Annotated in this window: 9 protein-coding genes and 1 pseudogene; 4 read left to right on the forward strand and 6 right to left on the reverse strand. The window is 77.1% G+C overall.

The genetic code is table 11. The features are described 5' to 3' along the window. Positions 1 to 109: 109 nt before the first annotated feature. A complete protein-coding gene (locus LIX60_RS17725) occupies positions 110 to 3,103 on the reverse strand; it encodes a helicase-associated domain-containing protein (RefSeq protein WP_227959313.1) in 2,994 nt (997 codons plus the stop codon). A 211-nt stretch (positions 3,104 to 3,314) separates the two neighbouring features. On the opposite strand from LIX60_RS17725, the gene LIX60_RS17730 reads away from it, so the two are divergent. Both LIX60_RS17730 and LIX60_RS17735 read left to right on the forward strand, forming a co-directional pair. Continuing rightward, positions 3,315 to 4,661: a hypothetical protein gene (locus tag LIX60_RS17730; protein ID WP_227959314.1), complete on the forward strand. Its 1,347-nt coding sequence runs from the start codon at positions 3,315 to 3,317 to the stop codon at positions 4,659 to 4,661. Positions 4,662 to 4,760: 99 nt separating this feature from the next. Further along, a complete protein-coding gene (locus LIX60_RS17735) occupies positions 4,761 to 5,495 on the forward strand; it encodes an HAD family hydrolase (RefSeq protein WP_227959315.1) in 735 nt (244 codons plus the stop codon). Here the strand turns inward: LIX60_RS17735 and LIX60_RS17740 are convergent. After that, on the reverse strand, positions 5,468 to 5,722 hold the full coding sequence (locus tag LIX60_RS17740) for a hypothetical protein (RefSeq protein ID WP_043462936.1): 255 nt from the start codon (positions 5,720 to 5,722) through the stop codon (positions 5,468 to 5,470). The genes LIX60_RS17735 and LIX60_RS17740 overlap by 28 nt on opposite strands. A gap of 215 nt (positions 5,723 to 5,937) precedes the next feature. Here LIX60_RS17740 and LIX60_RS31760 point away from each other — a divergent pair, with 215 nt between their 5' ends. After that, positions 5,938 to 6,321: a cold-shock protein gene (locus LIX60_RS31760; RefSeq protein ID WP_019711245.1), complete on the forward strand. Its 384-nt coding sequence runs from the start codon at positions 5,938 to 5,940 to the stop codon at positions 6,319 to 6,321. Between the two features lie 68 nt (positions 6,322 to 6,389). Here LIX60_RS31760 and LIX60_RS17750 read toward each other — a convergent pair whose 3' ends face one another. From LIX60_RS17750 to LIX60_RS17770, 4 genes and pseudogenes are all read right to left on the reverse strand, one after another. Then, positions 6,390 to 7,382 carry a 1,4-dihydroxy-6-naphthoate synthase gene (locus tag LIX60_RS17750; RefSeq protein WP_374117982.1) on the reverse strand — a complete coding sequence of 331 codons (993 nt, stop codon included), beginning with the start codon at positions 7,380 to 7,382 and terminating at the stop codon, positions 6,390 to 6,392. A 354-nt stretch (positions 7,383 to 7,736) separates the two neighbouring features. Further along, positions 7,737 to 8,459: pseudogene (locus tag LIX60_RS17760) on the reverse strand (futalosine hydrolase); the annotation flags it as partial. Positions 8,460 to 8,529: 70 nt separating this feature from the next. Further along, positions 8,530 to 9,048: a hypothetical protein gene (locus tag LIX60_RS17765; protein WP_227959316.1), complete on the reverse strand. Its 519-nt coding sequence runs from the start codon at positions 9,046 to 9,048 to the stop codon at positions 8,530 to 8,532. Between the two features lie 26 nt (positions 9,049 to 9,074). After that, positions 9,075 to 10,859, reverse strand: coding sequence for a hypothetical protein (locus tag LIX60_RS17770; RefSeq protein ID WP_227959317.1), 1,785 nt, complete (start codon positions 10,857 to 10,859; stop codon positions 9,075 to 9,077). Between the two features lie 502 nt (positions 10,860 to 11,361). Here LIX60_RS17770 and LIX60_RS17775 point away from each other — a divergent pair. Beyond that, positions 11,362 to 12,306 carry a DUF3027 domain-containing protein gene (locus LIX60_RS17775; protein WP_227959318.1) on the forward strand — a complete coding sequence of 315 codons (945 nt, stop codon included), beginning with the start codon at positions 11,362 to 11,364 and terminating at the stop codon, positions 12,304 to 12,306. Positions 12,307 to 12,800 lie beyond the last annotated feature (494 nt).

The raw sequence follows: 12,800 nt of genomic DNA on the forward strand, positions 1-12,800 counted from the left end.
GGGCCGTGAGCCGGTCGGGCCCGGCCCCGTCGGAGGGGGAACCCCCGTGGGCGGCCGGGTATTCCGTCACGGTGCGGGCCGCCCCGCCCGCGGCCGACCCCGCCGGTGCTCAGATCTCGCCGCCGGAGGGCTCGGCGACGCCCGTGATCCGGTGCAGCGGGTACGTGCGGACCTCCTCGGCGGTGTGGTCGTAGGCCGTGACGACGCCGCTCTCCACGCGGACCAGGGCGATGAGCCGCCGGTCGGCCGCGCCCTCCGCGGTGATGCAGCCGATCCACACCGGGCTGCCGGTGAGCGCCGCGGCCTGGAGCGCGGCCAGGGTGTCGCCGGGTGTGCTCCGCGGCAGCCCGCCCGGGGCCCGGGGCGGGGCGCCCGCGCCGCCGGCCGGGCCCGGTCCGCCGGACGCCGCGCGGTCCCCGGCCCGTACGGCCCGTACGGTCGCGGTGAGCAGGGTGTCGTCCGGCACCGGCAGGCCCTCCGCGACCGGCGCGGGCGGGGTCCGCGGCGGCGTGCGGTGCACCCCGGGGCGGGTGATCAGCACATCGCCCTCGGCCGACTCGGCGGCCGGCGCGTACCCCATCTCGCGCAGCTTGGTGAGCAGTGTGGCCGGGTCCAGCTCCGCGGCCAGCACGGTCGGCGCCAGCCGGCGCAGCCGCAGCCCCTCGGAGCGCTTGTCGGCCAGGATCTCGGCGAGCAGCCCGTCGTCCTCGCAGCGGACGTACGAGGACGCGGCGCCGACCCGCAGATGACCGTGGCGACGGGCCACGTCGTCGATGAGATAGCTCAGCGGCTGCGGCACGGGGGTGCGCGAGTGCTCCGCGAGGAAGGCGTGCAGGTCTTCGGCGATCCGCCCGGAGTCCAGCGCGCGGCGCACGGAGTCCGGGGTGAAGCGGTAGACCGTCGCGCCGCCCTTGGACTCGATCTCGGCGAGCACGTCGAGGGCCTCCGCGAGCGGGCGCTCCAGTGGCCCCGGCGCCACGGCGGTCAGATCGGCCTGCAGGAGGACGTGGTCCAGCGGCTCGGGCAGCAGCGGTGCCAGCACCTCGGCGGCGCGGGCGGCGGAAGCGGCGATCGCGGTGGCGGACCGCGGGGCGAAGGCCCCGGCGGGACGCGGACCGGCGGACGCGGCCGGGGAGCCGGGTGCGGCACCGGAAGCGGCGGCACCGGAAGCGGCGGCACCGGAAGCCGCGGTGCCGGAAGCCGCGGTGCCGGGGCCCGGGCCGTCCCCGCCGCCCGTGTCCGTGCCGCCCCCGCCGTCTGTGCCGTCTGTGCCGTCCGTGGCGGCGGGCAGGCCGAGCAGGACCCGGCCGTGCGCGGAGAGGGCGCCGCGGCCCGTCACGCCGAGGAGTTCGGCCTCGCGCAGGGTCCACTCGGTGAGCCGTGTCCGCAGCTCCTCGGCGGAGGACAGCCCGCGCGCCGACACGGGCGCCGTACCCGCCGTGCGCCAGCCGTCCGGTGCGCCGCCCCTGCGGGCTCCGGCGGGGGCGGTACGGCCGGACGGCGCCCCGTGGCCGGCCCGGTCGCGGGAGCCGTCCCCGTACCCCGGGCCCGTTCCGCCGCCGTATCCCGCGCCGGCGCCCGCCCCCGTGCCCGTTCCCGTCCCCGGGGCGAATCCGCCCGTGACCGTCCCCGCTCCCGCGCCGCCGCGCGCTTCGGAGGCGACACCGCGCTCCCAGCGGAGCCGGGCCAGCACGCTCTCCGGACGGGGCGCGGCGCCCGGCGGCAGGGTGGCGAGCAGTTCCAGTGTGCGGTGGCGCATCTCGGGTGCCTGGGAGCGGTCCAGTCCGGGGCCGAGCACCGTCAGGGCGCGCCCCTTGGCGTCGTGGCCCCCGACGACCCCGGCGGTGCGGGTGGCCGGCAGCCAGGCCGCGACCAGGGCGGCCCAGCGCTCCTGGGCGGGCCGGGTCCGCCAGTCGTCGTACTCCGGGGTCGGTACGAAGCGTTCGTCGGTCGTGCCGTCGGAGGCCAGCAGCCCGGCGGCGTAGGCCAGTTCGATCCAGAAGACGGCCGTGGCCTCGTCCGTGTCGAGCGCCGCGGCCGTCCGCTTCAGATCGCGGATGCTCACGCCGCCCGCGCGCAGCACGGCCGGTCCGGCCGTCTCCCACGTGTGCAGCAGGTCGTCGACCGTCCCGATGGCCGTGAACGCCTGTCCGGCGCCCGCCGAGTCCACCGAGCGCGGACTGTACTGGGCCGCGGTCTCCACGGGCGGCGGCAGCGGCTCCGGGAACCGGTGCGCCCGCCCGCCGCGCAGGTGCAGCGCCACCTCGCGGGGCAGGACGACCGTGCCGGGCGCGGTCGGCAGCAGCAGCCCGCGGGCGACGAGCCAGCGCACGGCGGGCCCCGGATCGGCCGGCACCTGGCCGTAGGGCGGACCCCACACCAGCCGGTCCAGCACCCGCAGGGCCTCCGGGGGTGCCTCCCCGAGCAGGCCGGCCATCCGTTCCCGGTCGGTGAAGAGCGCGGTCAGCGCTTCGACGGCGGTCACCGAGTCGTGGGTGGTGGGCAGTCCGGCGGTGGCGAGGATCTGCTGGAGCCGGCCGGGTGACATCCCGGCCGTGGCCTCGGAGACGGTCGGGCCCAGCCCGGTGGAGGGCGCGGCCGGGCCGGTCGTGGCGGGGGCGAGGAGTTCACGGGCGGTGCGGACGAGGTGGAGCCGGCCGCTGCCGCCCCACAGCAGCGCCCGGGTGCGCAGCGTGGTCACGGCGCGCGGCAGTTCGGCCGTGACGGTCTCCTCGCGGTCCTCCCCTGCCATCAGGGTCAGCAGGGTGTCGTACGCACAGGGGTCCGGGGCGACCGCGAGGGCCTCGGCGGTCTGCACGGCGAACCGGTCGAGCTGTTCCAGGGCCCGGGCGACGGAGGCGCGGTTCACGGCGCGGGTGGCGAGCTGGGTGAGGTCGCCGGGCACCGGGGAGAGCAGGTCGGGGCGGGCCCGCAGCAGCTCGGCGAGTTCGCCGTCACCGCGGCTGCGCAGCTCCTCGGCGAGCGTGCGCGGCCCGGCGCCGGCGCCCGCACCGGTGCCGGTGCTGCCGCCGGCGGCGCCGGCTCGTCCGGCCGGGCCGGTCTCTGCGGGCACGCGCGCCTCCCCGTTCCGCTCGGTCGTCATCCGACTCACAGTAGCGTTCGCGCCGGGGGTCGGGCCCCGCGCGCACCCCCGGACGGGCGGGGCGCACTCCGGCGCGAGCCGCGGCGCGCCGCCGGTGGCGGCGGCGGGCGGCACACCGCCGGAGCTGCGGCGCGTGCCCGCTTCCGGCGCGGCGGAAGCGGGTACCGTCGGGTGAGGCGGTCACCAACAGTGCACACCCGCAGGGGATTTCGTGGGGATCGAAAGCGATCAGCTCGTTCTGGACTATCTGAGCCGGGTCGGGGATCTGGCCCAGCAACGGCAGCTGTCGTCCGGGGACCGGATGCGCCTGGTGTCACAGTTGCGCCAGGAGATCGAACAACAGCGCACCAAGGCCGCCGACAGCCCGGGCGCGGTGAAACGCATCCTGGGCCGCCTCGGGTCCCCGGAGGACGTGGTCCGCGAGGCGGGCGGCCGGGCCCCCGGCGAGACCGGCGGAGGGAGCGCGGGGCGCGGGGGAGACGCGCCGGAACGGCCGGTGCACCGGCCGGTGACGGAGGCCGGCCGGGAGGACGGGCCCGGCGCGGGGCGGAAGCCCGGCCGGGCCGGCAAGGCCGGCGGAAGGGGCGGCGGACGGAGACCCGGGCGCGGCGCCGGACCGGCGGCCGGGGACGGAACCGGCCCCGGAGGCGGAACGGGAACGGGGGCGGGGGCGGGAGGCGGCGGAAGCCGCGCCGCCGGGACCGGGGCGGCCGCCGGGGGACACCCGGACGGCCGCTCCACCCTGGGGCGGCTGGGCGCCCTCGCCCGGCGTGCGGGTCTCATCGGCGGCACCGAGGTCCCGGCGCCCCGCGACGGTGCGGGGTACCACCCCGCGGAACCGCCCGTGGTCCCCGTCATCCCGCTGACCGGTCCCATGCCGCCGCACCTGGCGGGCGAGGACGAACTGCGCGGCGCCGACGGCACGGAGTGGTGGCGCGTCGAACCGGGCCCGTTCGGCACCGCGCGGCCCGGCGGGTCCGGGTTCGCCGCCGGGCACTTCGGCGCCGGCGACTCCGTACCGGGCTTCACCGGCGGCATCGAGATCCCCGAGATACTGAAACCGCCGCCGCAGAAGCCGTTCGAGACCGCCCCGTCGGCGGCGGCCGGGGCGGCCGGCGGCGCGGAGGCGGCCGGTGCGGACACGGACGGGACGGAGGAACTCCCCGTCCGCCGTGGCCTGTTCCGCCGCTCCGGGGGCGGTGCGCCCGGGCGCGCCGGCACCCCCAGCCCACTGCTGCTGCTCGCCGCGGCGCTGCTGGTCGGCGGGGCGGTGTTCGGTTCGCTGCTCGCCCTGGCCGCGGGCTGGCTCATCGCGTACGCCGGCCCCCGCCTCAGCCGTACGGAGGCCAAGTGGGCCGTGCTGGCCCTGCCGGGGCTGGTCGCCGGGGGAGCGCTGGTGTGGCTGTGGGGCCGGATGGACGGACGCTGGGGCGAGCCGATCCGGGACGGCGGGATGAGCACCGCGCTCACCGAGACCTGGCCGGTCGCCCTGCGCGCGGCGGCCGTCGCCTCGGCCGTGTTCCTGGTCTGGCGCGCGCGGCGGCGGCCGCGCGGCTGAGGGGTGAGCGGGGGCCGGCCGCCGGGCTCGGCCCGTCGGGGCCGGGCTCCCGGCCGGGCGGCCCGGAGGCCCCTCGCGCGCCCCGGGCACAATGGCCGTATGGCATCGCATCCCCAGCCCCCGACGGTCGGCTTCGACCTCGACATGACGCTGATCGACTCCCGGCCCGGGATCAAGGCCGCCTTCGATGTGCTCGCCGACCTCACCGGGACGTCCATCGACACCGAGCTCGTCGTCACGCGGCTCGGGCCGCCGCTCGAACACGAGCTCGCGCACTGGTTCCCGGCCGACCGCGTCGACGCCGTCGCCGACCTCTACCGGGACATCTACCCCCGGTACGCCATCGGCCCGGCCCTCCCCATGCCCGGCGCCCGCGAAGCCGTCGAGGCCGTACGGGACGCGGGGGGCCGGGCCGTGGTCGTCACCGCCAAGTACGAGCCCAACGCCGTACTCCACCTCGAACACCTCGGCATCGAGCCCGACGCCGTCGTCGGCTCGCTCTGGGCGGAGGCCAAGGCGGAGGCGCTGCGCACGCACGGCGCCGCCTACTACGTCGGAGATCACACCGGTGATGTACGGGGCGCGCGTACGGCCGGTGCGCTGTCGATAGCAGTGCCGACCGGGCCGTGTGACGCGGAGGAACTGCGCTCCGCCGGCGCCGACGTGGTCCTGGACGACCTGACGGCGTTCCCCGGCTGGCTCGCCTCCCGGCTGGCGCGGGTGTCCGGCGGGTCCGGGGAGCCCGGTGGGCCCCAGGAGCCCGGGGAGCCACGGGGCCCTCGGGAGTCCCGGGTGCCGCAGACCCCTCAGACGTCCCCCGCGCCCCTGGCCTGACGCCGCTGTGCCGCGATGGTGCGCAGCACTCCGGCCCCGGCCACGGCGAAGCCGAGACCCATCAGCATCGAGATCAGATAGGCGGCCGTCGGGAACGGCGGCCTGCCGAGGAAGAGGGGCGCCACCGTCACCACGGTGGCCACGGCGCCGATCAGGAAGATGACGCCGCCGACACGTACGAGCCGGTCGCCGGGACCGGCGCCGTCCGCTGGGGTTTCACTGCTCACCCCACAAGGGTAGATCGGGAGCGGCGGCCCGGGACCGGGGGCCTCCGCCCCGCTCTCCGTTCTCCCTGAACGCTGAGGAACCACCCGGCGACTTCTTGTCACCGGGCGCGGGACCATTAGCCTGAGACCCGAAGGGCCGCAAGGCCGCTCCACCGCTCTTTGAGCTGCTGTTTGTGTGTTTGCCATCCCCGACGAGTACGAGGACGAGGACAGACGTGCCTACCGGCAAGGTCAAGTGGTTCAACAGTGAGAAGGGCTTCGGCTTTCTCTCCCGCGACGACGGCGGCGACGTCTTCGTGCACTCCTCGGTGCTCCCGGCCGGAGTCGACGCGCTGAAACCCGGGCAGCGGGTCGAGTTCGGCGTGGTCGCGGGCAACCGGGGAGACCAGGCGCTCTCGGTGACCATCCTCGACCCGGCGCCCTCCGTCGCCGCGGCGCAGCGCCGCAGGCCCGACGAACTCGCCTCCATCGTCCAGGACTTGACGACCCTCCTGGAGAACGTCGGCGCCCAGCTCGAACGCGGCCGCTACCCGGACCGGGTGCACGGCCAGAAGATCGCGGGCATGCTCCGCGCCGTCGCCGACCAACTGGACGTCTGAGACGGCGGTCCGGGCCCGGGCCCGGCGGCGGGAGGGCTCAGCCGCCGGCGGGCGCCGGCCCTCCGGTCTCAGACACCGGGGAACGCCAGCGCGTGCGGCCCGAGGGGCGGCACCAGCCCTTCGGCCGCCGCGCGGGTGAGCAGCCCGCGCACCGCCGCGTAACCGGCCTCGCCGAGGTCCGCGGTGAACTCGTTGACGTAGAGGCCGATGTGCTGGTCGGCCACGGCCGGGTCCATCTCCTGGGCGTGCTCCAGCACATACGGCCGTGACGCCTCCGGGTCGTCCCAGGCCATCCTCACCGAGGTGCGCACGGCGTCCGCCAGCTCGCGCAGCCGCCGGTCGCCGAGCGAGCGCTTCGCGACGATGGCGCCCAGCGGGATCGGCAGGCCGGTGGTGTTCTCCCAGTGCTCGCCCATGTCGGCGAGGCAGTGCAGGCCGTAGTCCCGGTAGGTGAAGCGGGCCTCGTGGATGACGAGTCCCGCGTCGACGGCACCGTCCCGCACGGCGGGCATGATCTCGTGGAACGGCAGCACGACGATCTCCCCGACGCCGCCCGGCACTTCGGCCGCCGCCCAGAGCCGGAACAGCAGATACGCCGTCGAGCGCTCGCTCGGCACCGCGACCCGCTTGCCGCGCAGACCGTCGGCCCGGCCGGGTGCGGCCGTCAGCACCAGCGGCCCGCAGCCCCGTCCCAGCGCACCGCCGCAGGGCAGCAGGGTGTACGCGTCGAGGATCCACGGCAGGACGGCGTAGGAGACCTTCAGGATGTCGTGGTCGAGCAGGGGGCCGAGGCGCGGGTCGGAGCCGGAGACAGTGCCGGTGCTGGTGCTGGTGCTGGTGCCGGTGCCGGAGCTTGAGCCGGTGTCGGTGTCGGTGCCCGTGTCCGCGCTCTCCCGCCGCGCGGCTTCCCGGCTTCCGGCCGCGGCGCGTTCGGCGAGGCCGTTGGTGATGTCGATGTCCGCGAAGGTCACGTCCACGGCCGGGGCGCCGGGCACCAGCCCGTGCGACCACGCGTGGAAGACGAAGGTGTCGTTCGGGCACGGCGAGTAGGCGATCCGCAGCGGCCGCCCGCCCGCCGCCCCGGGCCCGGAGGCGCCGGCAGCGGGGGAAGTGGCGGCAGCGGGGGCTGCGGCGGCGGTGGCCGGGCGGGCCCCGGGGGCCGTCTCCGCCGCCTCCGCCGCGCTGTCCGTACGCGCGTCCCGCGATGTCCGGGCCGTGGGCTCGGTGCCGTTCATGGGCTGCTCCTTCCCTGCCGCGGCTGATCGATCCGCCGTGTCAGCCGTGTCCGCTGTCTCCGCCGTGCCTGCCGCGGGCGCGTTCCCGGATGGGCCCCGGAGGCCGGCGTCGCCGTCGCCCTCGCCCGGGGAGGGCCCGGCCCGGAAAGCCGTCGCCGCCCCCGGGCGCGTCAGGACGGCGAAGGTGTCCGTGAGAGCGGCCAGGGCCTCGGGGATGCGCCAGGCGGCGCGGTCGCGCGGGCCGACGGGGTTGGAGACCGTCCGGATCTCCAGCACCGGCAGACCGTGGACGGCCGCCGCCTCGGCCACTCCGAAGCCCTCCATGGCCTCCGCCCCGGCCCCGGGGTGACGGGCCGCCAGCTCGGCGGCGCGGGCCTCGTCGCCGGTCACGGTGGAGACGGTGAGGACGGGGGCCAGCGCCACGGTCAGCCCTGCCCCGGCCAGGGTTTCGGCGGTCCGGCGGGCGGTGTCCGGCGGTGGCGGATGGACGGACCGGCCGAAGCCGAGCCGGTCGACGGGCAGGAAGCCGTCCGGGGTCCGCGCCCCCAGATCCGCGGCGACGATCGCGTCCGCCACCACGATGGAGCCGGGCGGGGCGGTACCGGGGAAACCGCCGCCGATCCCGGCCGACACGACGAGGCCGTACGGCTGCCCGCTGAGCGCGGCGGCGGTGAGCGCCGAGGCCGTCCCGGCCGCCGCGGCCGCGGGCCCGACCCCGGCGGACAGGACATCGACCGCGTGGGGCGCTCCGTCCGCGGGCGCCGGGCCGCCCTCGTGGCGGCGCAGGAGGTACCCGGGGAGCGGCAGTTCGCGGACGGGGGTTCCCGCGCCGTGCCCTCGGCCCAGTCCCGCCAGCACCGCATCGGCCTCGGCCGGTACGGCCGTCACGACGAGTACGCGCATCAGCGGTCAGTTCCGCAGGGGCGGCGGGCCGCCGCACCGGGCACCGGGCGGGGGGATGAGCGGCGGTCCGTCAGGACTCCCGTTTCAGGGTGAACGACCAAGTGCCCCTGGCCTCGCCCTTCTTGTCGACCTCGACGATCGTGACCTTCGCCGTCTTCGGCACCTCGGCGCCGCCCGACTGGCCCTGGCGGGGCGCGAAGATCTCGTCGTGGTCGAAGGAGCGGTACGTGTCCTCGGACGCCTCGGGCATGACGCCCTGGCCGTTGACGACCATGGCCCAGCCGGACTCGGCGATCTCCGGGTCGACACCGATGCGGACGCGCTCGGCGTCGCTGACGGTCAGCTCCTCGCCGCCCCGGCCCAGGCAGTCGTTGAGCTCCTTCTGGGCGAGCTTCTTGCCGTCGTTGTAGCAGGAGGCCTCACTGGACACCGAGTCCGAGCCCGCGGTGACCGTCGCCATCGGCGTCGGCTTCTCACAGGCGACCAGGGCGGCGAGCCCGAGGGACACGGCTGCGAGGGCGCCGGCGGCACGACGCCCGCGTCCCCGTGACGGCATCGGATTGCGGCTCGGCCGCGTGGCAACGGTCATGCCCGAAGGCTATCGTTCCGCCCTGCTCACGCCACGCGGGGGTGCGGCGTGCCACGCCGCGTGGCCGCCAGCAGCCCCCGTACGGTGGCGGCGGCGCCGGTGGCCACCAGCGCCGCCGCCACCGCCATGCCGAGGACGCCGTGGAGCGGCAGGGCGATGCCGATCGCGCCGCCCACCACCCAGGACATCTGGAGCAGCGTCTCCGAGCGGGCGAAGGCGGACGTCCGCCCCCGCTCGGGGACGTCCCGCTGGATCATCGCGTCCAGCGACAGCTTGGCCAGCGCCTGCGACAGCCCGGCCACCGCCGCGACGAGGGCCAGGGCCACGGTGCTGAACAGCACGGCGGACATGATCGTCACGGCGAGGGCGAGCGCCAGCACCGTGGCGATGATCGCCTCGGGCCCCCGGTCCTTCAGCCAGGCGCCGATGGCGGTACCGAGGGCGTTGCCGGTCCCGGCGGCGACGCCGACGATGCCGAGGGAGACGGCGGCGCTCTGCCCGTCCAGCGGCTCCTCGCGGAGCAGGAACGCGAGGAAGAAGATCAGGAAGCCGGAGAGCGCGCGGAGCGCGGCGTTGGCCTGCAGACCGTGCAGGACGGACGGGCCGACGGAGCGCAGCCCGGGCCGCTTCGCCCGGTCGCCGGAGCCGGCGGACGGGGCGCCACCGGAGTCGTCGGACGGGGCATCACCGGGGCCGGGGCCCGGGCCGGGCGCGGCCTCGGGGTCCGGCCCGCCGCCGCGGGGCCCCGGCGGTGCGCTGTGGGGCGCGGCGCCGGAGACGGGGAGCGCGGCCGTGTCCCCGTCCCGCGCGGGGCCGCCGCCGCCCGCCTCGCCGATGCCGTACCCGCCGCCGGTCTCCGTGCCGTACCCGCCGTCGGCCCGGGCGTGCAGCCCCGCCGGGTGGACGCGCGCGGGCCGTGCGCCCGGTCCGCCCGCGGCCTCCGCCGGGCCCGCGGTCTCCGCCTTCGCCGTATCCGCCATGTCCGCACCCGAACCCGAACCCGGAACCGAACCCGGAACCGAACCCGAACCCGGCACCGCACCCGAACCCGCACCCGGGCCCGCGGTCAGCGCCCGGGCCGGGGCACCGGTCGCCCAGCCGTGCGGGCTTCCGTGTTCGAAGAACGGGGCCGCCGTCTCGCCCTTCGCCGAGTCCACCTTGGGCGGCAGCGAGAAGGACAGGAAGGTGCCGGCGATGAACACCACGAACGCCCCGTAGAGCGGCCAGGCGAGCCCGAGCACCTGCAGCCCCGCCCCGATGGGCGCGGCCACGCCCGTGGCGAGCAGACCGGCGAGTGTCACCCGGGAGTTGGCCTTCACCAGGGCGATCTGTGACGGCAGCAGCCTCGGCACGACGGCCGACCGCACCACCCCGTACGCCTTCGAGGCGACGAGCACCCCGAGCGCCGCCGGATACAGCTCCAGGCCGCCCGTCGCCACCGCACCCGACAGGGCCAGGGCCAGCAGCGCCCGCACCAGCATGGCGGCGGCCATCGCCGCGCGCCGCCCGTGCGGCAGCCGGTCCAGAACCGGGCCGATGACCGGGGCGAGCAGCGTGAACGGCGCCATCGTGATCGCCAGATAGAGCGCCACCCGGCCGCGGGCCTCGTCCGTCGGCACGGAGAAGAAGACCGTGGAGGCGAGCGCGATGGTGATCATCATGTCGCCGGCCGAGTTCACGGCGTGCAGCTCGATCAGCTTGCCGAGACCGGACTCACCCGCGCCCTGCGCGTGCGTCGCGCGCCGGATGTGCCGGCCACTCGCCGCGAACGGAAAGCGCAGCGCGCGGCCGAAGCGGCCGAGTCCCGACACGAAACCCCTCAGCCGGGACATACCGGCCTCCGGCCCGCTCGGCTGGGGAGCGGGCCGTTCGCATCGCACGGCCGGTCGGTTGCCACTCCGCCATCCTGCCCCAACTCCGTCACCGCATGGCCTTTTCGCTCGACGCGTCCCGGCTCTGTCACCGGACGGCGGAGGGCGGAGGGAAGAGGGGGAGGAGGTGTGACGGACCCGCGCCGGCAGGGGCGGAGGAACCGGTGCGACGGGCCCGAGCCGGGCGGAAGAGGAGGGCAGGGTGGGCCGAGTGCCGGTCATGGGGGTAGCGTGCACATAATGCGCCACCGGCTGTCGTTCCCGGCCGCGTGCCTGTCCACGATCCCGCAGAATGGTTCGCAGGAGGTGCGCCCGGGTCCGGTCGGGTGCGGACGTCGACGCGGCCCCACGGTCCGCTCCGCCCGCGCCTCCCCCCAGCCCGCCGTTTCGGCACGGTCGGCCGGCGCACCCGTGAGACGGCGTAGGAGAGAATCGATTCATTGTGAGTGCTGCGACGATGCGAAGCCGTACCCCGGACCGTCTGTGCGCCGAGGCGGTCGACATGGCCCGCGCCGAGGCGGTGGCGGCCGCGGGTGAGGCGGCCGTCGGCGAGCACTTGGGGGCGGTCGCGGACGGCGACCGGGTCGTGACCCACTTCTTCGCCTGCCTGGAGCCCGCGTACCGCGGCTGGCGCTGGGCGGTCACCGTCGCCCGGGCCGCACGCGCCAAGAACGTCACCCTCGACGAGACGGTCCTGCTTCCCGGTGACGACGCCCTGCTGGCCCCCGAGTGGGTGCCCTGGAGCGACCGGCTCCGCCCCGGCGACCTGGGCCCCGGGGATCTGCTCCCCACCGAGGCGGACGACCTCCGCCTGGAACCCGGCTACACCGGCGAGGACCTCCCGCCGCCCGACTCCCCCCTCTCGGAGGAGATGGAGGAGCGCGTCGCGGCCGAGGACGCCGACGTCACCGCGGGCCCGCCCGCCGCCCAGCCGTCCCCGGCCCGCGCGTCCGGCACCCTGGCGGCCGTCGCCACGGAGCTCGGCATGGGCCGGGCCCGGGTGCTCTCCCGCCACGGGCTGCACACCGCCGCCGACCGCTGGGACGAGTCGTACGGGTCGGGCACCGCCATGGCCCAGGCGGCCCCCGCCGCCTGTATGACCTGCGGCTTCCTGGTGCCACTGACCGGTTCGCTCCGGCAGGCGTTCGGTGTGTGCGCCAACGAGTTCAGCCCGGCGGACGGCCATGTCGTCTCCCTGACGTACGGCTGCGGGGGCCACTCCGAGGCGGCCGTCATGCCGAAGCCGCCGCGTCCCGCGCCGCCCGTGATCGACGAGACGAAGGTGGACCCGATGCCGCTGCGGCCCGGCCGGCCGGGCGACGGCCCGGCGGAGGACGCCACTCAGGCGGAGGACACCGCACCGGCGGAGGACCGCGGCCGCTCCTGACGCGACCGTCAGGCCGCCCGGGCGGCGGCCGGAAGCCCGCTCGGAGCGTGGCCGGGGATGCGCCCGGTACGCGCGGGCCCGCCGGGGGCGGGATCCGTGGCCGGGGTGTGCCCGGGCCCGGTGCGTGCCCGGCCCGTTTCATGCCCGTGTCCGGCGCGGTCGCGCCCCGCTGCCGGTCCGGAGTGGCCGGGCGCCGCTGCCGAAGTGCTGCCGGCGTTCCGGGTGCGGGAGCGCCGTGCTGCGGGCGAAGGCCGTCCTCCCCACCGTCAGCCCGAGCCCGAGCCCGAGCCCGAGCCCCAGCCCGAGCCGGGCTGGCCGCCGCCCGGACCCGGACCCGGACCGGAAGCCGGAACCCACGCCGGACCACAACCGTCCGGACCTCTCGCGCCCGGCCGGCCACCGGTCGAACCCGGGGCCGTGCGGGCCACAGCCCCGGGATCCCGGCCCGGCATCCCTCCGTTCCGCCGCCTCCCCGGCCTCCCCGGCCTCCTCCG

Origin of the sequence: Streptomyces sp. S07_1.15, from assembly GCF_020739505.1 — a bacterium.
GTDB lineage: Bacteria > Actinomycetota > Actinomycetes > Streptomycetales > Streptomycetaceae > Streptomyces > Streptomyces xinghaiensis.